The 19,290-nt window shown below is 58.6% G+C and carries 21 protein-coding genes; 6 read left to right on the top strand and 15 right to left on the bottom strand.

Annotation, left to right across the window (positions count from 1 at the left end; translation table 11 throughout):
* Positions 1-18 precede the first annotated feature (18 nt).
* Genes ACR0LY_RS14580 through ACR0LY_RS14540 form a run of 9 tightly spaced genes read right to left on the bottom strand, consistent with a single transcriptional unit; the run spans position 19 to position 4,558 of the window.
* Complete coding sequence (locus ACR0LY_RS14580; RefSeq protein ID WP_437440775.1) at positions 19-519, bottom strand: flagellar basal body-associated protein FliL; 501 nt, start codon at positions 517-519, stop codon at positions 19-21.
* A 9-nt stretch (positions 520-528) separates the two neighbouring features.
* Positions 529-1,260 (bottom strand): flagellar basal body L-ring protein FlgH, encoded by a 732-nt coding sequence (gene flgH / locus ACR0LY_RS14575; protein WP_438826490.1) that lies wholly within the window; start codon positions 1,258-1,260, stop codon positions 529-531.
* The gene (flgA, locus tag ACR0LY_RS14570) at positions 1,260-1,676 is read right to left on the bottom strand and encodes a flagellar basal body P-ring formation chaperone FlgA (protein WP_170351887.1); all 417 of its coding nucleotides are present in this window, start codon (positions 1,674-1,676) and stop codon (positions 1,260-1,262) included. The genes flgH and flgA overlap by 1 nt, the downstream gene beginning before the upstream one ends.
* The gene (gene flgG / locus ACR0LY_RS14565; RefSeq protein WP_170351886.1) at positions 1,676-2,461 is read right to left on the bottom strand and encodes a flagellar basal-body rod protein FlgG; all 786 of its coding nucleotides are present in this window, start codon (positions 2,459-2,461) and stop codon (positions 1,676-1,678) included. Before flgG ends, flgA begins: the two co-directional genes overlap by 1 nt.
* Before the next feature lie 22 nt (positions 2,462-2,483).
* On the bottom strand, positions 2,484-3,194 hold the full coding sequence (locus ACR0LY_RS14560) for a flagellar hook-basal body complex protein (RefSeq protein ID WP_170351885.1): 711 nt from the start codon (positions 3,192-3,194) through the stop codon (positions 2,484-2,486).
* On the bottom strand, positions 3,194-3,466 hold the full coding sequence (locus ACR0LY_RS14555) for a flagellar biosynthetic protein FliQ (RefSeq protein ID WP_058282142.1): 273 nt from the start codon (positions 3,464-3,466) through the stop codon (positions 3,194-3,196). Before ACR0LY_RS14555 ends, ACR0LY_RS14560 begins: the two co-directional genes overlap by 1 nt.
* Before the next feature lie 4 nt (positions 3,467-3,470).
* Positions 3,471-3,761: a flagellar hook-basal body complex protein FliE gene (fliE, locus tag ACR0LY_RS14550; RefSeq protein ID WP_170351884.1), complete on the bottom strand. Its 291-nt coding sequence runs from the start codon at positions 3,759-3,761 to the stop codon at positions 3,471-3,473.
* Positions 3,762-3,772: 11 nt separating this feature from the next.
* Positions 3,773-4,159: a flagellar basal body rod protein FlgC gene (gene flgC, locus ACR0LY_RS14545; RefSeq protein ID WP_170351883.1), complete on the bottom strand. Its 387-nt coding sequence runs from the start codon at positions 4,157-4,159 to the stop codon at positions 3,773-3,775.
* Positions 4,160-4,171: 12 nt separating this feature from the next.
* Entirely contained in the window at positions 4,172-4,558 is a 387-nt protein-coding gene (locus ACR0LY_RS14540; RefSeq protein ID WP_170351943.1) for a FlgB family protein, read from the bottom strand.
* Positions 4,559-4,663: 105 nt separating this feature from the next.
* Here ACR0LY_RS14540 and ACR0LY_RS14535 point away from each other — a divergent pair, with 105 nt between their 5' ends.
* From ACR0LY_RS14535 to ACR0LY_RS14510, 6 genes are all read left to right on the top strand, one after another.
* Positions 4,664-5,983, top strand: a complete 1,320-nt coding sequence (locus tag ACR0LY_RS14535; protein ID WP_438826489.1) for a FliI/YscN family ATPase — start codon at positions 4,664-4,666, stop codon at positions 5,981-5,983.
* A gap of 86 nt (positions 5,984-6,069) precedes the next feature.
* Complete coding sequence (locus tag ACR0LY_RS14530; protein WP_170351881.1) at positions 6,070-6,906, top strand: flagellar motor protein MotB; 837 nt, start codon at positions 6,070-6,072, stop codon at positions 6,904-6,906.
* A gap of 97 nt (positions 6,907-7,003) precedes the next feature.
* Entirely contained in the window at positions 7,004-8,299 is a 1,296-nt protein-coding gene (locus ACR0LY_RS14525; RefSeq protein ID WP_170351880.1) for a flagellar hook protein FlgE, read from the top strand.
* A 33-nt stretch (positions 8,300-8,332) separates the two neighbouring features.
* Positions 8,333-9,784: a flagellar hook-associated protein FlgK gene (gene flgK / locus ACR0LY_RS14520; protein WP_170351879.1), complete on the top strand. Its 1,452-nt coding sequence runs from the start codon at positions 8,333-8,335 to the stop codon at positions 9,782-9,784.
* A 2-nt stretch (positions 9,785-9,786) separates the two neighbouring features.
* On the top strand, positions 9,787-10,794 hold the full coding sequence (locus ACR0LY_RS14515) for a flagellin (protein WP_170351942.1): 1,008 nt from the start codon (positions 9,787-9,789) through the stop codon (positions 10,792-10,794).
* The gene (locus tag ACR0LY_RS14510; protein ID WP_170351878.1) at positions 10,791-11,885 is read left to right on the top strand and encodes a flagellar basal body P-ring protein FlgI; all 1,095 of its coding nucleotides are present in this window, start codon (positions 10,791-10,793) and stop codon (positions 11,883-11,885) included. Before ACR0LY_RS14515 ends, ACR0LY_RS14510 begins: the two co-directional genes overlap by 4 nt.
* Positions 11,886-11,926: 41 nt before the next feature.
* Here the strand turns inward: ACR0LY_RS14510 and ACR0LY_RS14505 are convergent, their stop codons facing one another.
* From ACR0LY_RS14505 to ACR0LY_RS14480, 6 genes are all read right to left on the bottom strand, one after another.
* A complete protein-coding gene (locus ACR0LY_RS14505) occupies positions 11,927-12,574 on the bottom strand; it encodes a DUF1523 family protein (RefSeq protein ID WP_170351877.1) in 648 nt (215 codons plus the stop codon).
* Between the two features lie 11 nt (positions 12,575-12,585).
* The gene (locus tag ACR0LY_RS14500) at positions 12,586-12,852 is read right to left on the bottom strand and encodes a hypothetical protein (RefSeq protein ID WP_170351876.1); all 267 of its coding nucleotides are present in this window, start codon (positions 12,850-12,852) and stop codon (positions 12,586-12,588) included.
* Positions 12,853-14,190: a DUF6638 family protein gene (locus ACR0LY_RS14495; RefSeq protein WP_170351875.1), complete on the bottom strand. Its 1,338-nt coding sequence runs from the start codon at positions 14,188-14,190 to the stop codon at positions 12,853-12,855.
* 415 nt (positions 14,191-14,605) lie between these two features.
* A complete protein-coding gene (locus ACR0LY_RS14490; protein ID WP_170351874.1) occupies positions 14,606-16,540 on the bottom strand; it encodes an AAA family ATPase in 1,935 nt (644 codons plus the stop codon).
* 56 nt (positions 16,541-16,596) lie between these two features.
* Entirely contained in the window at positions 16,597-17,715 is a 1,119-nt protein-coding gene (locus ACR0LY_RS14485) for a hypothetical protein (RefSeq protein ID WP_170351873.1), read from the bottom strand.
* Positions 17,716-18,013: 298 nt separating this feature from the next.
* Positions 18,014-19,093 (bottom strand): coiled-coil domain-containing protein, encoded by a 1,080-nt coding sequence (locus tag ACR0LY_RS14480; protein ID WP_170351872.1) that lies wholly within the window; start codon positions 19,091-19,093, stop codon positions 18,014-18,016.
* Between the last annotated feature and the right edge of the window lie 197 nt (positions 19,094-19,290).

The raw sequence follows: 19,290 nt of genomic DNA, 5'->3' as shown, positions 1-19,290 counted from the left end.
CGTATAACCCCGTCAGAATCAAACGTCCTGACGGTTGACGCTCATGATCAAAACCTGAAACACATCATCGCCCAAATCCTTGCGCGCTGTCTCCAGCAACGCTTTGCGCAGAACGCTCATATTGTCCGATTCAGTGAATGCACCATCAAAACCACCGGTATTGGCGTGATCAAACATGACCTGCAAAAAACCGTCGCGCAATTTGGGTTCAAGCGCGTAGAAAGCTTCGGTCATGCCAGGAGTGATTTCAAGGCTCAGCGACATGGTGACCAACGCCGCGATCCGGTCCGCATCGACGACGGGCACCACAAACTGCTTGGTCAGTTTGAGGTATTCATAGTCGCTTTGCGTGTCCTTTTTCTTGGCGGATGTCTCTTTGGGTTTTTCCGCCTTGGCCTTGGGTTTTTCCTGTTTTGCGGCCTCTTTCGGTTCACCGGAGGGCGCAAACACAACTCCGGCACCGATACCGGCCCCCAGACCGATCAGCAAGAATACGACGGGTAGAAGTTTCTTCATCACATCCGCTCCTTAATACGGCAGCACAGCATCCAAGATCTGCTGGCCATAACGCGGCTGCTGCACGTCAGTGATCTGTCCGCGCCCGCCATAAGACACGCGGGCCGAGGCGATCTTGTCATAAGTGATCTCGTTTTTGCGCGAGATATCCTGTGGTCGCACGTAGCCCGTCACCAAAAGCTCGCGCAGTTCGAAATTGACGCGCAGTTCCTGCGAGCCCGAAATCGACAGTACCCCGTTTGGCAGCACGTCGATCACGGTCGCGGCCACACGCAGCGTCAGCTTTTCCTTGCGCTTAACCGATCCTTCGCCCGTGCTTTCTGAGGCGGAATCGATCTCGACCGCGTCCGCCAGCGACGCCCCTTCCGGCAGATGATCCGCCGCGCGCTGTGGCAGGCCAAACAGGCCGACGATGCCAAGGCTTTCCGAAGCAGATCGCGAGCGTTCCGTGTCGTTCGAAAACTCGGCCTTTTCGTCCAGCTCAATCACGACCGTCAGGATATCGCCCTTTTTGATCGCCCGCTGATCGCCCAACAGCGATTGTTGCCCACCGCTCCATAGTGAGGACCGGTCGACATTGCGCTGCGGCTGGGTGTGCAAAGGCAGGCCCGGCCACAACATCGCGACATGTTCGGGGGAATCCTCGTTCGGAGTGAAGCTTGGCGGTTTGCCCAGATGATCCAAGCGCCCGCAGGCTGACACCGCCAGAATGGCAAACAACAGAGATTTCGAAAGTTGCGACATCATTTTACCTCGATTTGGCCGTCGGGCCGGATAAGGCCCGTCACAGTGGTACGGGAGGACAGGTTCATGACCCGGATACGATCCCCGGCGGCCCCACGACCCAGCGCGCGGCCTTCTGCTGTGATCGACAGCGGTGTGCGGTCAAAGATCAGGACAACCAGATCGTTGCGATCCACCAGGGCCGGTGGACCCACATCGCCTTCACGGATCGGGCGTCCGGGATACAGCGCGACGCGGGCCTCTTGCCCGATCAGAAACTCAGGCGTGGTTATCGCGCCGGGCACCTGCTGGGCCTTAAGCTCCAGATCAGTCGCCGAGATGATTTCCTTGGCGCGAATAGTGCGGGTCGGCACGACGATATCGGCCTGTACCGAGGCCGGCACCAAAAGGGCCAACATCAAAACCAGAAAACGCATCACCGCACCTGTGTGGTTGCGCCCATCATCTGGTCGACGGCGGAAATGACCTTGGCATTCATCTCATATCCCCGTTGCGCCTCGATCAGTTCGGTCACTTCACGCACCGCATCGACCGAGCTGTCCTCAAGATAGCCTTGCCGCAGCGTGCCCAGACCATCCTCACCCGGTGTGCCGACCACGGGTGCGCCTGAGGCTTCGGTTTCCTTGAAAAGATTGCTGCCAATCGCCTCAAGCCCCTTGGCGTTCGAGAAACTGGCCAGCGTCAGCTCACCCAACAGCTGCCCGTCTGCCTTGTCGTCGAAATAGGCATAAACTTCGCCCGCAGCGTTGATCGAGATCGACCGGGCATCGTCAGGAATGGTGATCTCGGGCGCGACGGCAAACCCGTCTGATGTGACGATCAGCCCCTCTGCGGACCGTTTCAGGCTGCCATCGCGGGTATAGCCCGACTGACCATTGGCCAGCGTTACTTCAAGATAACCACGCCCTTCGATGGCCACGTCCAGATCGCTCCCGGTGGCCGACAATCCGCCTTGCGCCAGTTGCACCGTGACAGCCGCCGGACGCACACCCAGACCCAGCTGAATACCGGTGGGCAGAACGGTGCCGTCATTGGCGTTCACCGCCCCGGCCCGCGCCATTTGTTGATAGTGCAAATCCGCGAACTCAGCCCGGCGGGCGTTGTAGCCAGTAGTGTTCGTGTTCGCCAGATTGTTCGAGATCGTCTCGACCCGCATCTGCTGCGCGGCCATGCCCGTAGCCGCGATTTTCAATGCTCGCATGTCAAAATCTCCTTTTCACAAATCAACGCATCAGCGCCTTGAGCGCGCCGCGCAGACGTTCGTCTTCGGCTTCCAGAAAGCTTTGGCCCAGCTCATAGGCGCGCTGGATTTCCACCAGCCGGGTCACCTGCTCGACCGCATTGACGTTGGACCCTTCGAGAAAACGCTGCAGCACCACTGGGTTTTCGACCGGGTCAATTTCGCCCTCGGCGCGGAACTGCGTGCTGCCTTCACGCACCAGCGTTTTGGGATCGGCCACACGATAGACGCCGATCTGCCCCAGCAATTGCCCCTCGATACTCAGTGTGCCATCGCTGCCAACGTCAATCGACGCAGCATCCGGCGGGATGAAAACAGGTGCGCCGTTGCTGTCCAGCACCCGGTGGCCGTCCATCGTGACCAAATCACCCTCGGCACTGGGTGAGAACGCTCCGGCCCGGGTCAGCCTGTTGCCGGATGGCGTTTCGACCATGAAAAACCCATCACCTTCGATGGCAAAATCAAACTGGCCGCCGGTTTCCGTCAGCAGGCCCTGCTGCAATGAAGTGTTGCGCGCCTCGGCCCGTGCCATGGACAGGGACGGGTTGCCCGGCAAGTCGCGGACAAACTCGGAAAACACCAGACCCTGCGCGCGATATCCGGTGGTGTTGGCATTGGCGATATTATTCGCCACCAGCCGCATTTCATTCATCAGGCCCGATTGACGGGACAAAGTGGTATAGGCGGTATCCATCAGCGACCTCCGGCGATCAATGGGATGAGGGTTGTGGTGAAAAACGTCACCAGCGTCTGGGTCATGAACCCCATCGAGATCCAGAACACGATGACGATGGCGATCAGCTTGGGCACGAAGGTCAGTGTCATTTCCTGTACCGAGGTCAGCGCCTGAAACAGACCCACGATCAGGCCCGACACCAGCGCCACCGCCAGGATAGGAACCGAGGTAATGACCGCGACCCACAGCGCCTGGCGCACAATGTCATAGAAGAGACCTTCGCTGAGCATCCGATCAGACCGGCATCCGCAGGATTTCCTGATACGCCTCGACCACCTTGTTGCGGACAATGACCGCCGTTTCCACGGCCAGCTCGGTCTGTGCCAGTGCCTGTACCAGAGCGTGGGGATCGGCCTGGCCGGTCATGGCGGCCTGCGACATTTGCTCGGAATGCTTCAGCGTCGCTGTAAAGTCCTGAAACGTTCTGCGCAGCCCTTGCGCCAATCCGGCGTGATCAGGATCGGCCTGCGTGGCCGGGCGAGCGACAGCGTAGTTTTGTGCCGCGGTCAGGGATCGGATATCCATTCTGGTGTCCTTTATTTTCTGAGAAGTTCCATCAAGCTCGACGACATCTGGCGTGACTGGTCGAACATCTTGAGATTGGCCTCATAGCTGCGCTGCGCCTCACGTGCGTCTGCGATTTCGATCATCAGATCGACATTCGAGCCACGGTAATGGCCGGTTTCATCCGCCATCGGGTGACCGGGGTCATAAATGCGCGAACCCTCGCGGCGATCCAGTTTGACGCGCCCGGCCTGCACCACCTCTTGTCCGTTTTTTTGCACCCTCTCAAACGGCACAGTTTTGCGGCGATATCCTGGCGTATCGGCGTTCGAGATATTCTCGGACACATGCCGCAGGCGGGCTGATTGCGCACGCAGAGCATTGGTTGAGGCGGCTAGGGAATGGGAAAAATCGCTCATGTCTTACACTCCTTATGACCGGCCAAGGCTGCTGCGCAGGATGTTCATCGAGGATTTGTAGATGGTCAGCGCGCGGTCATGCTGGCGCTTGACCTCGACAGCTTTGAACATCTCTTCCTCGACAGACACTCCATTGCCGTTTGGATCGCCTGACGGCGCAACCTCAAACTCGGCCCAGGGCTGTGGGGCGGTGGCGCCGTTCAGATGATCCGCGCGGGTGGCGGTCATCGAAACCTGACGGTCTGATTTTTCGAATGCTTTCTGAAAACCCTCGATATCTCGGGGCTGATAGCCGGGCGTATCTGCATTGGCCATGTTGCGCGCAATCACTGCCTGCCGTTGCCCGGCATGGGTTGCCATTGCGTACGCTGCCTTAAAGACGTTCAGGTCATAGAACATCGGGGCTTCTCCCTCGATCAATTTCAATCAAGGCTTAACCCCGATTCCTTTAGAAAGCGTTTGCAGAAACCCGTTGGAGAACCCACGATGTCCGATCTCGACCCGATGCTTCTGAAGTGTGAATTCGACCGTCTGTCTGCTGTGCGCCATATGGGACGCGTTACCGGCGTGGCACGCGGAGTCATTGAAATACAAGGGCTTGAAGGGCAGGCGCGAATCGGTGACCACCTGACATTGCGGCGTCGTAATGGCCCGGATCTGCCGGGCGAAGTGCTGCATGTCGAGGCCGACGGTATTCACATGATGCCAACCACCGCGCCGGATGGGGTGTGCCTGGGTGACCGGGTGATTCTGGACCAGACACCCGCTTTCGCACCCGGCATGCACTGGCTGGGGCGCCTGGTCGATCCCTTTGGCAAACCGCTGGACGGGAAACCTCTGCTTTCGGGCGCATATGAGCAGGACATCATGCGTGCCCCGCCCCCCGCTGTGGCACGTAAACCGCTGGGCGCACGGATGGAGACCGGTTTAGCGATGCTCAACACGATGCTGCCCGTGGTCCAGGGTCAGCGCATCGGTCTGTTCGCCGGATCGGGCGTCGGAAAATCCACCTTGCTGGCAACGCTCGCGAAATCAATGCAGGCGGATGCCGTTGTCGTGGCATTGGTGGGCGAACGCGGGCGGGAGGTAAACGAGTTTGTCGAACATGCGTTGGGGGCAGAGGGGATGAAACGCTCGGTCGTTGTCGCGGCCACATCTGATCAATCGGCACTTGCCCGCAGGCGTTGCGCCTGGTCGGCCATGTCGGTGGCCGAGTATCTGCGCGATCAGGGGCTGAACGTATTGTTTCTGGCCGATTCGGTGACGCGATTTGCCGAGGCGCACCGCGAAATCGCCGTTGCCATGGGCGAAGCGCCTTCGTTGCGGGGCTTCCCACCTTCGGTCACGCCGCTGATTGCCGGGTTGTGTGAACGCGCGGGTCCCGGAGCGGCGGACCAAGGTGATATCACCGCCGTGTTCAGCGTTCTGGTCGCGGGTTCGGATATGGATGAACCAGTGGCTGACATCCTGCGCGGGGTTCTGGACGGGCATATCGTGCTGAGCCGCGACATTGCCGAGCGCGGGCGGTTTCCGGCCATTGACCTCAGCAGTTCGGTATCGCGCAGCCTGCCGGGGGCGGCGACCGCAGAGGAAAACCAATTGATCTCGGAAACCCGCAAACTGGTCGGCAGCTATGAACAATCCGAAGTCATGATCAAGGCCGGGCTTTATGCCGAAGGCGCAGACCCGCTGCTGGATCAGGCCGTGCGCGTGCATGAGGAACTGGACGCGTTCTTTGGCAAATCTGAACCGGATGGAATCAAAAACAGCTTCAACCGCCTGCAACTGATCCTGCGGCGGGCCAACGCCAACTTGCCGCGCTAGCGAAATCAGGACAGTTTTAAGTGTTAAGCCCACCTTAAGACCTGCCCCGCTACGCCTGTAGTCGGGTGATAGAAAAGGTGGTGGAGATGGGTGCGCAATCCAATGCGGCGCCAATCATCATCAAGAAGAAACGTGTGTCAGGTGGCGATGGTCACCACGGCGGCGCGTGGAAAGTCGCATATGCCGACTTTGTCACGGCCATGATGGCGTTCTTCATGTTGATGTGGCTGCTGAATGCAACGACTGAGAAACAACGCAAAGGGCTGGCAGATTACTTCTCGCCAACAATACCGGTGAACCCGGTCTCGGGCGGGGGCGATGGGGCTTTTGGCGGCAACAACATGTTTTCCGAAGTGACCATGGTGATGGATGGCTCGGGCGCGACCAAGCGGCACCCGACGATTGCGCGGCAAGCGCGGGGGTCGATCGGCGTGAATCCCGATGGCGGCAAGGAAATGTCCGAGGACTTCTCGACGCTTGAGGCGCAGCTTCTGGGGCATACCGGGGAAAGCATGGTGTCTGACAAGGTGCTGAAACATATCGTAACGCGCGTCACTGACGAAGGTCTGGTGGTTGAGCTGTTTGATACCGAAGATCAGCCGCTGTTCGAATCGGGAACGGATGAACCGACCCCGATGATGCGAGCGCTGGCCCTGCTGGTGACGCGATCTTCGGATCTGGTGACAAATGCTGTCTCGGTCGAGGGTCACGTCAGCGCCTCGCCCGTGGTTCTGGCGCAGGACCCGTCCTGGGATGTATCGACCTCGCGCGCGCAAGTGGTACGCCAACTGCTTGAAGATAAGGGTTTTGCGGGTTCTCGGCTGGATCGCGTGACCGGTCATGCCGACCGGGAATTGAGCGATGAAAACCCGATGGCCGTGCGCAATAACCGGATCGAAATCATCTTTCTGCGCGACACCTGAACGCACAGGATAGGCCGCATTTTAACTGTTAGCGCGCTGTTAAGGGGCAGTGCGTTAGCTGTTGCCTCAACGATTGACGCAACAGAAGGGCGTGCCAATGACGATTTCCTCCTCGCTGAATGCCGGTGTGGCATCTTTGAAGGCCAACGCCAACCGGCTGGCTACTATTTCAGACAACATCGCCAACTCGTCGACCTTCGGCTACAAGCGGGTCGAGACGGATTTTCATTCGATGGTCACCTCGGGTCAGGGCGGCAGCTACTCGGCGGGCGGGGTCAGAACCACCAGCCAGCGTCTGATCGATCAGCGCGGGTCACTGGTGACGACCAACAATTCAACCGATCTGGCAGTACGCGGCCGAGGCATGCTGCCGGTTCGCCCAAGCTCGCAAATCGCGGGTGGCTCGAATGAGATGCAACTGACCACGACCGGTTCTTTCCGCACCAATGAGGAAGGGTATCTGGTCACCGAATCCGGCTTGGTCCTGCTGGGCTGGCGCGCCAACCCGGACGGTTCAATTCCCGCGGTGCCGCGGGACACCCCGGCAGCGCTCGAGCCCGTGCAGCTCAGCGTCAATCAACTGTCCGGCGCGCCGACCACACAGATGAATCTGCGTATGAACTTGCCCGCAACGGCCACCGAAGCCGGGTCGCCGGGCGACACACAACCCCTGTCGGTTGAATATTTCGACAACCTGGGCAAATCCGAAAGCGTGGATATCGAACTTGTGCCAACCGTCCCCGGGGCCGGCAGCAGCAATGAATGGACCATGGTGCTGCGCGACTCAGCCTCGGGCGGGGCGGTGATCGGGGAATACACGCTGACGTTCACCGACAGCCGCACCGCGGGCGGTACACTGGCCAGCGTCGCCACCGTGTCGGGCGGGGCCTATGACCCGGCAACCGGCAGCCTTGTGGTCAACGTCGCGGGTGGCCCGATGGAGATCAATATCGGCCAGATCGGCGATGCGGACGGCATCACGCAACTGTCCGATACCTTTGCGCCCGTTTCGATCACACGCGACGGGTCGGCCGTGGGCACGATGACCAGCGTTCAAGTTGACGAAAATGGCTATGTCTATGCGTTCTATGACACTGGTGTCAGCCGCCGCATGTTCCAGATCCCGCTGGCGGATGTGCCCAACCCCAATGGCCTGACCGCGCTGGACAGCCAGACTTATGCGCCATCACGGGAAAGCGGCACATATTTTCTCTGGAACGCGGGGGAAGGTCCAACAGGTGAACTTGTGTCTTTCGCGCGCGAGGAATCGACCACAGATATCGCGACCGAGCTGACTTCGCTGATTCAGACCCAACGCGCCTATTCCTCGGCTGCTACGGTGATTCAGACCGTTGATGAGATGCTGCAAGAAACCACCAACATCAAACGCTGATTTGGGTTTTGACCCGGAAAGGGGGCCTGTCTGATGAATTTGTCGACAGCATTCAACAACGCCGTCAGCGGCCTGACGGCCTCGAGCCGCGGCACCTCGGTCGTGTCGGACAATATCGCCAACGCGCGGACGCCCGGCTATGCCCGCAGGTCGCTGGAACTGACGACAAACGTGATTTCGGGCACCGGGGTGCGCACCGTAGGCGTTATTCGCAATCAGGACCCGGTTCTAACCGCCAACCGTCGCACCACCGATGCGGAACTGGCCTACCAATTTGCAGTTTCCAGCTTTCAAACCAGTGTTGAGGGCGCCGTTGGCACGGTTGACGATCCCACATCGCTTGCCAATCGGTTGGCCGAGTTCGACAGCAGCCTGATCACCGCTGCCAGCCTGCCAGATTCTTCTGAGCGACTGGATCAGGTGGCCCGCGCGGGCCATGATCTGGCCAGCGCGCTCAATTCGGCGTCCGAAGGCGTTCGGCAGCTGCGCTCGGACGCAGATCGCTCCATTGGAAAGCAGGTAGAGAGCCTGAACCAGACCCTCAAGGATATCGTGAAGCTGAACGCCAAAATTCCGTCGGTCAAACATGCGGGTGGCGATATTGGTGCCCTGCTGGACCAGCGGCAGGTGTTGATAGATCAGGTGAATGAGCTGGTGCCGGTGAACGCGGTTCCGCGTGCGAACGACCAGGTGTCGCTGTACTCAGACGGTGGCCTGATCCTGCTGGAAGGCGCGGCTGCCGAATTTTCCTTTACCACCACGGGCGACACCAAACCCCACATGACGGTGGGCAATGGGCTGCTGTCGGGGTTGGAGATGAACGGAAACCCGGTGCGCACCGGCGGAGACAACGCCCAGATACGCGGCGGCGCGCTGATGGCGCAGTTTGAAATCCGCGATGAGCTGGCGGTTGAGGCACAGGCTCATCTCGACTCGGTCGCGCGGGATATGATCGAACGGTTCGAAACACCCGGTCTGGACCCCACCGCATTGCCTACCGATCCCGGTCTGTTCACGGATGCCGGCAACCGCTTCGATGCCACTGCGCCTGAGGGGCTGGCCTCGCGCATCAGCCTGAACACGATTGTTGATCCCGACACTGGAGGTGACAGCTGGCGCTTGCGCGACGGGCTTGGTGCGGTGGCCCCCGGCGATCCGGGCGATGCGACGCAATTGCAGGCCTTTGGCGCTGTTCTCAGCGATGCACGACCCGTCGCGGGGTCGCCCTTTGGCACCGGTGACATGCGCGCCTCGGATCTGACCGAGGCGCTGATGTCCAGAACCGGATCGGACGCTCATACCGCCAGCCAGCGCCTGACCTTTGCCAACAGCGCGCAGCTGGAAATGGCCAGAATCGAGGCGGAGCAGGGCGTGGATACCGACCAGGAATTGCAGAACCTGATGGAGATCGAGCAGGCCTATGCCGCGAACGCGCGGGTCATATCGGTAGTGGATGAATTGATGCAAACCTTGTTGAGGCTCTGATGATGAATTTGACGTCTATTGGCGATCTGGCGCGGGGCATGACTTTGCGGACCCGCTCGACCGAACTCAGAAACGAAATCGAAACCCTGTCTTATGAGATGTCGACCGGCAAGGTTCAGGATGTGTCAGGTCGGCTGGATGGCGACTATTCCCATCTGCTGGATCTGGACCGCAGCCTGTCGCGCCTGGACGCCTATCAGGTGTCGACGGCTGAGGCTGGGCTATTCACGGATGCCATGCAGCTGAGCTTGACCACGATTAACGAGTCCGTGACCGAGCTGACCTCATCCCTTTTGTCCTTCGGCACATCGAACCAGGCGGTCAGCCATGAAAACGCATCGGTTCAGGCCCGGAACGAGTTGGATACGATCATATCAGCGCTGAACACCCGCGCTGGTGGACGCAGCCTGTATTCTGGCGCGGCCACTGATGTCTCTCCCCTGCCGTCAACCGACACGTTGTTGAGCGCACTTGAAACGGAGCTGAGCGGATACGTCACAACGGCGGATATCAGACAGGCGGCAGAAGACTGGTTCAACGACCCCGCCGGTTTTGACGCGGTGATCTACCAGGGCTCGGGCAATGCGTTGGCACCAATGCAGGTATCCGAGAATGAAAGCATCACGATCCCGATCACAGCCACCGACCCCGCGATCAAGGATGCGATACGGGATATCGCCGTTGCGGCGTTGGTCTCTGACAATGCTCTGAACTTGCCGAGTGATCAGCGCACTGCCCTGTTTACACAGTTGGGCGTCGATCTGGCCAACACCCAGAACGATGTGGTGAACTTGCGCGCTCAGGTCGGTTCAGCAGAGGCTCGGATCGAACAGGCGGCCACGCGCAACAGCGCCGCGCAGACCAGCCTTGAATTCAGCAGGAACAAGTTGATCGCTGCGGACCCCTATGAAACCGCTGCACAGTTGCAGACCGTCCAGTTCCAGTTGGAGAGCCTGTATTCCGTCACCGTTCGCAATGCGAACCTGTCGCTGGTGAATTTCCTAAGATGAAGCTTTTTGTTTTCCTACTGATGTTGCTGCCCGGGATAGCATCCGCTGGCACGATCCGCCTGAAGGACCTTGTGGATTTTGACGGGGTGCGGGGCAATGATCTGGTCGGCTATGGCCTGGTTGTCGGGCTGAACGGAACTGGCGACGGGCTGCGCAATTCACCCTTCACCGAAGAGATTATGTCGAACATCCTGGAACGGCTGGGCGTCAACGTGAATGGCGAAGATTTTCGCCCTAAAAACGTAGCGGCTGTGTTGGTGACCGCCAGCCTGCCGCCTTTCGCGCGGGTCGGCGGGCAGATCGACGTGACGGTGTCGGCCATTGGTGATTCCAAAAGCCTGTTGGGTGGCACCCTGATCATGACACCGCTCAACGCGGCCGATGGGCAAATCTATGCTGTGGCGCAAGGCACGGTTCTGGCCGGTGGCGCCGTGGCTGAGGGTGAGGCTGCTTCGGTTGTTCAGGGAGTGCCGACCTCCGGCGTGATCCCCTCGGGCGCACGGGTCGAGCGTGAGATCGATTTTGACCTGTCAACCTTAACGCAAATGCGCCTTGCCCTGCGCGAGCCGGACTTCACCACCGCCAGCCGGATTGAGAATGCGATCAACACAGAATTCAACCGCGCAGTGGCGATTATGCGGGATTCCGGTACGGTGGAACTCAACATTGCGGCAACCCAGTCGGTTTCAACTGCGCATGCGCTGGGTCGGATCGAAAACATTCTGGTCGAACCGGAAACCAAGGCGCGCGTCGTGGTTGATCAGCGCTCGGGCACCATCGTCATGGGGCAAGAGGTTCGGATTTCACGGGTCGCGGTATCACAAGGCAATCTAACCCTGACAGTCGAGGAATCCCCCATCGCAGTTCAGCCCAACCCTTTTGCCCGCGGCGAAACGGTTGTGGTCCCCCGCACTTTCGCCGGTATCGAAGAAGAAGAGGGCACTGGGTTGGCCGAAATCCCCGAGGCAACTACCCTGTCCGAGGTTGTGGCCGGGCTGAATGCGCTGGGCGTGTCGCCCCGCGACATGATCGACATACTGAAAACGATCAAGGCCGCCGGGGCATTGCACGCTGAGTTTGTAGTTCGATAAGCAAACAGAACCGAGCAGGTGGCGGGATCAGATGCCCGCCATCACTTGGATTTCCAGCTATCAAGCCAGCGGCGGAACCCGTTGCGCTTTTCTTCGATCGCATCACCGGCGGCATAAATCCCATCTTCCATATTCTCAAGCATCGGGTCGATACGGCGTTGCCGGAACCGACGCCAGCGCACCCAAATAGCCCAGACGATGGCAAAGAAAACCGTCAGAAAGATGATGTTGAACCATGGGATCAGCCGCACATCAGGGCTGTCCACCGGGCGCACCGAGACCACATTGGGAAAGATCGACATAAGCTGATTGCGCCAACCATAATGGCGCAAAACCACCCATTGCGGGTTATCCGCAGTCGACACGAGATTGGTCAGTTCCGCCTGTAGGTTCGAACTGTCGAGTTTGAAATAGGGCGGCCAGCCCCAGCCGGTATCCTCATTGCGATAAACGCGCGGTTTCCCGTTCGGGCGGAAGGTCTCCACAAATCGCACATCTCGGTTGACAGTCTGCGCGCCCTCTTGGCCTGTATCTTGCTGTGCCCAGAAGATCGAGTTCTCACCAAAATCGACGCGCCGCACCTCGGTTTTTACGATCCGCACCACATCTTGCTGTGGCAAGGTGTATTCCAGCACCGAGGCAACAAGCCCCCAAAACACGATGATGAATACCCATTTGACATAGACCATCTATCCGGCCCTCATTTGAAATTAGTAATATAGATCAGCAGGGCAATGGCCCCAAGCGGGATGACATAGACACCCAGCAGCAGTTTCTTGCGGAACGATTTGTCATATTGCCGCATTCCCCGCTCGAGAAAAGCCTCTCGATCACCGCGCAGCCCTTTTTTTTCCCAATGCGCGATCAACTTACGCCGACGGACGAGGCGGGAATAGATCGACAGCCCGACATAGATCACGGTCAGAACGATCAGCAGTGGAATTAGAAAACGGATTGCGACAAGCATTCAATTCCTCCCAACTGCGCCCCAGGGACCAACGCGTGCGATGATGTCATCGCTAATCCGGTCACTGCCGCTCATGTCCGGTTCATGCCCGAACAGCGCAGCGCGGGCGCCCGCCTTGTCCACCTGATACTCGCGCGCAAGAAAGTCGGCAACATAGGCTTTCTTGGTCTCGGGCCAACCGGCATAGGTGTTGTAAAACAGTTCTTTGTGGCAGATGAACATTTGGCGCGGGTCCAGCGGGGCCAGCTCAGCCAGCAGCATGTTCACCAGATCACGGTTCGGCGTATCGGTGGCCCGCAACGTGTAGAAATAGGCCGGATGGTCCGAGGTGATGCGCGGCCACGGACCACCATCCTTCGCCCAGCGCAGTAATTGGCCCAAACCGTGATAAGCCTCGGGCAGGCGGTCTGCGTGATTACGGGCCAGCCGCCGCATGTCGCCACGATCCAGCCCCGTCAGGTCAACGCCCGCATCCGCCGCCGCATCGACGGTCAGGAAATCCATCTTTTGCTGCAAGATCGCGGTGGCATCCACGCCCCGCGCTTTGACGATTGGTTCGACCAAGTCGTTATAGTCAAGAAACTTGGCGATCTGGTTTCGCTGCGACGGCTCGAACGTGTATTTGATCTTCAGATCCTCGGGCTTTTTGCCCATGCAGATCGCCGCCGGATGGTCCAGATCCGGGAACAGATAGAGCCCGCCGAAATGCGCCGTCCAGAAGTTGCGTTGCTCAAACGCGGTGTGGCGCAGGCGAACGGGGTTGCGGGTGACGTCGCCGGTTTCCTTGGCGGTTTCAATCATCCTGGCGATCAGAACGTCATCGAACCAGGCGTCCTCTTGGGTTTTGAACTGTTCGACCATGCCCGCCAGCTGCTGCGCCTTGCGCAGGGTGCCGCCTGCAGTGTCGGCCTCAATCTCGATCTTTTTGATGTTCAGTAGGTCTCGCGGCGAGGTGAGCTTGATGACCGAGTTCACCATCTCCCCGGCCACCGCATCTGTGGCGGTCAGGGCAAACAGCTGCGCCTCGTTCATCTCGATGAATTCACGCAGGATATCGCGCGAGGTCGAGAATTTGACGTTCAGCAGGGGGCTGCGTTTCTGCTCGGTCGTCAGCAGGATGAACTGCCGGTTGACCCCATTGGGGTTGAGGTAGAGCTCATCCTCCAGCTCGATCCCCACCTCCGGCGAATAGCCCGAGATATCGACATGGAAATCCGTCAGCGCCGTGCTCTTGCCCGCCAGAGGCTGCAGCGCGCGGTTATACCGCTCGACCAAAGCCGGGCTGGAGATGTGGACGAGGTTGCCGAACATCAGGCCTTTTTCGATGAGGCGGATCATTGTGTCATCCCCGCTTTTGACCCTTTTCTAATGTTGCTTCGTTCATGAGCTTTCTTTGCTCCTTAATTCGCGCCCGAGCCGTATCCTCATTTGACAGAGAGGAATCTAGAGATTGGCGCACATGTAACGCAAACAGACACATCCCCGATGAGAGCAGGATTGTGCAAAAGAGAATCCACGGAAACTTAATCAGGCTGAAAAGATAGATTAGAATGTAACCGATGCCCGCACCGAAATGGCCAGAATTTAGAATCCCCAACGCCTCGGTCAAAACCATAGGAGCTATAAATCCCCCGACGGGTAGTGCTAGTATGACCGAAGCCGCGAATGTATCCACTCTAGGTAACGCATACCAACCCAACGCGAAACTTGAGGCGCCGATAGTCACAATTATTGCGGTGACTATGATCATTGGTTAAGCACCCCTCCCGTCCAAATACCGCCGCTTGGCCTCTTCCATCCGTCCCATCTCGCGAACGGCGTTTTCGATGGCGACCTCGTCGCTCTTGTCGGCATAGCGGAACTCGCTGTCGGCATAGCGGTTGATTTCCTGGATCACCATCTCGACCGTGATCGGCTGGCGTAGGTCCTCGATCATGGCCTTCTTGGTGTCGTAGTCGCGGAACAGGAACAGGTCGGGGTTTTCCATCCATTCGTCAGGCAGTTCGAAATCCATCGCGCGGACCTTGACCGCGTCGGTGATGTTCTTGATCGCGCGGCCAGTGAAGCGCTCATCCGCCTGCTGGATCGCCTTGAGGTAGCTGCCCAGCTTGGCGATCGTGTCCATCTGGCCGATATCGCCGGAGACCCGGTCATAGACCTGCAGCAGAGCATCCTCATGCGGGCGGGAATGGCTTTCGAAACTGGCGGCGACGGCCTTCTTGATCTCCTGCGCGGCATAGGCTTCGTGTTCGCCCAGCGGGATGTCGTGGTTGCGGCCCATCAGCAGGTGCAGGATGTCGATGTAATCCTCGCGCGTCTGCGGCCCGTCCACCAGAAACCGCGCGCCCGCACGCTGGCGCAGGGCGTCGTCTACATTCTCGGGGTAGTTCGAGAACATGCCGAAAGTGCAGTTACCGCGTACAACGGTGTTGGCGCCGGCAAAGCTCTCCATCAATACGGCGGTAATTTCCAGTTGCCCAGCTGACGACTGTCGGTCACCGCGCTTGCCCGCCAGTTGGTCGATATCGTCGATGGTGCCAAACCCAATGACTGAGGGGTCGATGATCGTGTTGATAAACGCCTTGGCGTTCTGACCGGATTTGCCCTGATAGCTGTCGATATTGTCGGTGCTCAGGTTCTGATAGCGGAACGGATAGCCTGCGTTCTGACAGTAGTCATTGATCAGCCCGGCCATCATCTGGATCAGAGTGGTCTTGCCGGTGCCCGGTTTGCCGTCGCCCATGAAAGTAAAGATGAACCCACCCAGTTCGGCAAACGGGTTCAGGCGGCGGTCGAAGTCATAGGCCATCACCATCTTGGCCAGCTTCATCGCCTGATACTTGGCGATGTGGTTGCCAACCACCTCGTTCGGTTTCTTGAACGTCATGGTCAGGGTGGTGGATTTGGCCTTCGAGGCGGGTTCAAACCCTCGGATCGTCAGATCATCGGCCTCGATATGCCACGCGGCGTTGTGGAACGGGGCCAGATGACCAGCAGATTGCGCGCGCAGGGCGGCTTTTTCCATTAGCTGTTCAGCATAGGCGCTGGTGGCCGCGATCAGATAGGCATCGTCAGGGGCATGTTTGGCCAGCATCTGGTCCAGTTCCCACAATGCGCCATGCAGGGCGAGTTGACCGTTGTCGGTCAAGACCTCTTCGATCTCACCAATATCAGCAGTGGTTTCGCCAAGATGCGAGGACATCAGATAGGCTAAGGCATTGCCGAAAGTATGCGAGGTGATCAGCGCCTCAGCTGTCAGCAATTCCGAAAACTCGGTCTTGCGCGCGGCGGGCAAATCGCCCGCAAGGTTCGCGCGTTTCAGGTCTGCCAGCGGTGTCTGTTCGGCATAGGCTTCAGCCACCGCCAGCGCAATGGCAACCGCACGGCGGATTGCCTGCTGCGTAGTGGCCTGCGGCGGCGAGACCAGCGCATCGCCATCATCCGAAGCTTCGATCCGTTCAACCAGATGCACCCCGTCGGCCCGCACAGTACGCCTTGTCACTAGACCAGGGGTCGTGGACCGAAACCGCCGCCCCGTGGACACACCCGGTGAACGCTCGACCGTCGCATCAACCGCCTTCGCAATCCGCGGCGCGTGTTCAAACCCATTCAGCAAGGCGGTCGCCGCCGGATAATGTTTGCGTATATCCGCTTCACGCAATTCCATCTGATCAGACGTCAAATTCATCTCAACACCGCCCTTGCTTCATCTTTTCAAAAATACTCTCGCCGAAGGCGAAATCCTCAATATCTCAACACCTGCCCGGTCTTGCTAACGACGAACTTGCGCACGTCGGCAAATCCCGGCGGGTTGCGCTCGGCCAGCACCTGGAACGGGCGCTGGGGCAGGATGATGGATCGCTGCGTGCTTGTGGCACCGGTCTCGGCCCCCTGCCCGCCGAACGGGTCCAAAGCGAACACCTCACGTTCGACGGTGGAAAACCACCCGGCGCGTTCTTCGATCACGTCTTCGCTCTCCAATTCTTCAGTGGTCCAGGCCAGCGCCCAGTCCTGACCTTCGGGCGCCTGCGCGTCTTCCAGCACCTGCCGCAGTGGCCCGGATTGCTCCGTATAGGCCGAGGAATACATCGGGCCCACGTGGATGCGGCGCAGGTGTTTGGGGTGCAGGTCATCAAAATCCTGATCGAAGCCCTTGGCGATGGTCACCAGCTTTAACCCGCCCAGAGATTGTGCCATCAGATGCGCCTGAACTTCGGGCCAGCGACGCTGATCCTTCGGCAGGGCGGTTTTGCCACTGTCCTCCAACTGCATTAGATAGATGACCGGCAGGTTGATCTGGCTGTCATAGACCGCCCAGTGGATCATGAACTTGCGCCGCTCGCCTTCATTCCCGATCCAGTGGCATTCAGGATCGTTGCGGGACCAGAACAGCTGACCCTTCAGCAATTCCTCGTAATAGAGCCTTTGCGACAGCGCGAATTGCAGTTTGGTGGGGATTTCCTGTTCGCTGATGATGGTGCGCACCATGTCGGTCTTCAGGTCAGCCTCGGATGGCATGTTCTCCAGATGCACCTGCGCCTGCTGCGCGTCATTGGCCATGGTCAGCAGCTCGGCGGCAACCGGAAACCCGCTGTCGCGTTTGTCCATGGAGAGACTGCCAAAGAACCGCCCCGTATCGCGCCCGACCAGCAGGTACTTCATGCTGAGCGCGCGGAAAGTGTAGAGCAGCCCCGAGAGGTAGCGCGACACGATCCGCACCTCTTGCTTGCTGATCGCGCCTTCGGCCTCCATCGTCGCAGCCACGCGCAGGAGGTGGACGGTGATAACCTCGAATTTGCGGAAATAGCGGCGCGAGGCGAAGGTGTCGGTCAGGCCGACATGGTCTTGGGTGGGGTCGTTCATTTTCTTCTAGATCCAAAGTCTTGGATACCAAACAAATCCCTTATGGATCGGGGCCAACTTGCTGTCATTCCGTCCAAGAGTTTAAGAATGGAAACAAACACCCAAACCATACCAAACCAAGTCTGTACAAACAGATACGCGAAACCAATAGTCCATATCGCTGCTGGAATGTACCAAAGGTACTTGGCAAATCCTTCAAGCTGGAATGCTGGAAGGTCCTTCGCCAAATACGCAAAGTAAAGCGACAAGACTAACGCTGCTAAAACTCCGACGTACTTTATTACGGGGTTTCTGAGCATCACCCACCATACAAATTCTTATCATGCTTCTCGACAATCGAGGCAAAGCGGCGGGCAAAGCGTTCGTCCGCCTTGGCCTTTTTCTCCAGAACGTCGCGGGCAAAAACCATGTGATCCTCATGCGCTTCCAGCATGTCGGCCATCTTCTGGTTGGTCGCGGTGCCGATGGCGGCCATGGCGGTTTGCGCCTCCTGGTCGGTTTGCACGCCGATCTCGTTAATACGGTGGGCGACGTCCTGCTGTTGTGCCGTTTTCAGCGATTTGGTCAGGGCGTCATACAGAACCACACGCTGTTGGGTGTCTGTTTGCAGCTTGTTGATCAGCACCATCTGCGTCGCCGCCTGGTTCTGCAATGAATCGACCCAGGTCTTGCCCTTTTCGATATAACGCTCCAGCGTCTGAGACTTGGCCAGCTTGACCTGTTCTTCCTGAACCTTGGCGTTGTACTGCTTGTTCAGCTCAGCCAGTTCGGTTTCCAGCTGGGTGCGCGCGGCGGCGTCCTGTTCGACGCTGATCTTGTTCTCCAACGTGATGATCGTCGGATCCATGCCCTGAATCTCGGCGCGCAAGGCTTCAAGTTCGGCCACGGTCGCCTCACGGTCGTCCAGCGTGCCGGTCAGGTTGTCCTCAACCTTTACCCGCTGCTCCTCCAACACCGACAACTGCCCTTCCAGCAGCTTGACGATCACGTCGGATTTGGCGATCAGGTCCTGCAGCTTGTCGTCGATATTGGCGGTGCGCATGCGCTCCTGCCGCATCGACTCGGATTTGGCTTTGGCGAAGATGCCGACAAACGATTCCCACCCGGTTTTCGATCGCATCTCGTCGAAATCCTTGGAAAACGCGTTGGTCACATCGTCCAGACCCATGATCAGCTCGGCGATATTGGCGTTCATCACCTCAGTATGGGCATGCACGTCTTCAAGCGTGGCATTTTCGATGTCGATATCCGCCTCGGTGGTGCCGATCTTGGCGCGGGCGGCCTCAATCCGCGATGTCAGCCCTTCGATCTGTGATTGGCTTTCACGGACTTTCGCTTGAGTCTCTTCGATCAAGGCATCAAATTGATGGTTCGACATCTCTGCTATCCCTTTTTTCTTTATTTACCCAATAAGATAGGGAATGTTACGGGTGTTTACATCCCCTTGGGTCCAAATTTCCTCCAGACTTTGACAAACTCAGCCTGAAAAAGATAGGCGTGATGCACGGCCTTGAACTGAAGGTTATTTGATCAAATCTGGATTGACCCGCTGGCGATAGTGGACATAGACATTCC

The sequence above is a fragment of the Ruegeria sp. BC5 genome (genome assembly GCF_056539205.1).
This window is presented reverse-complemented; position numbering and strand designations above follow the sequence as displayed.

Coding starts and splice junctions, on each gene's coding strand:
- ACR0LY_RS14525 (WP_170351880.1), top strand. CDS start 7,004: ATGACGATTTCCTCCTCGCTGAATGCCGGTGTGGCATCTTTGAAGGCC.
- ACR0LY_RS14560 (WP_170351885.1), bottom strand. CDS start 3,194: ATGGATACCGCCTATACCACTTTGTCCCGTCAATCGGGCCTGATGAAT.
- flgH (WP_438826490.1), bottom strand. CDS start 1,260: ATGTCGCAACTTTCGAAATCTCTGTTGTTTGCCATTCTGGCGGTGTCA.
- ACR0LY_RS14515 (WP_170351942.1), top strand. CDS start 9,787: ATGAATTTGACGTCTATTGGCGATCTGGCGCGGGGCATGACTTTGCGG.
- ACR0LY_RS14490 (WP_170351874.1), bottom strand. CDS start 16,540: ATGAATTTGACGTCTGATCAGATGGAATTGCGTGAAGCGGATATACGC.
- fliE (WP_170351884.1), bottom strand. CDS start 3,761: ATGGATATCCGATCCCTGACCGCGGCACAAAACTACGCTGTCGCTCGC.
- flgG (WP_170351886.1), bottom strand. CDS start 2,461: ATGCGAGCATTGAAAATCGCGGCTACGGGCATGGCCGCGCAGCAGATG.
- ACR0LY_RS14500 (WP_170351876.1), bottom strand. CDS start 12,852: ATGCTTGTCGCAATCCGTTTTCTAATTCCACTGCTGATCGTTCTGACC.
- ACR0LY_RS14530 (WP_170351881.1), top strand. CDS start 6,070: ATGGGTGCGCAATCCAATGCGGCGCCAATCATCATCAAGAAGAAACGT.
- ACR0LY_RS14510 (WP_170351878.1), top strand. CDS start 10,791: ATGAAGCTTTTTGTTTTCCTACTGATGTTGCTGCCCGGGATAGCATCC.
- ACR0LY_RS14540 (WP_170351943.1), bottom strand. CDS start 4,558: ATGTTCTATGACCTGAACGTCTTTAAGGCAGCGTACGCAATGGCAACC.
- flgA (WP_170351887.1), bottom strand. CDS start 1,676: ATGCGTTTTCTGGTTTTGATGTTGGCCCTTTTGGTGCCGGCCTCGGTA.
- ACR0LY_RS14485 (WP_170351873.1), bottom strand. CDS start 17,715: ATGAACGACCCCACCCAAGACCATGTCGGCCTGACCGACACCTTCGCC.
- flgC (WP_170351883.1), bottom strand. CDS start 4,159: ATGAGCGATTTTTCCCATTCCCTAGCCGCCTCAACCAATGCTCTGCGT.
- ACR0LY_RS14505 (WP_170351877.1), bottom strand. CDS start 12,574: ATGGTCTATGTCAAATGGGTATTCATCATCGTGTTTTGGGGGCTTGTT.
- ACR0LY_RS14495 (WP_170351875.1), bottom strand. CDS start 14,190: ATGATCCGCCTCATCGAAAAAGGCCTGATGTTCGGCAACCTCGTCCAC.
- ACR0LY_RS14535 (WP_438826489.1), top strand. CDS start 4,664: ATGCTTCTGAAGTGTGAATTCGACCGTCTGTCTGCTGTGCGCCATATG.
- flgK (WP_170351879.1), top strand. CDS start 8,333: ATGAATTTGTCGACAGCATTCAACAACGCCGTCAGCGGCCTGACGGCC.
- ACR0LY_RS14555 (WP_058282142.1), bottom strand. CDS start 3,466: ATGCTCAGCGAAGGTCTCTTCTATGACATTGTGCGCCAGGCGCTGTGG.
- ACR0LY_RS14480 (WP_170351872.1), bottom strand. CDS start 19,093: ATGTCGAACCATCAATTTGATGCCTTGATCGAAGAGACTCAAGCGAAA.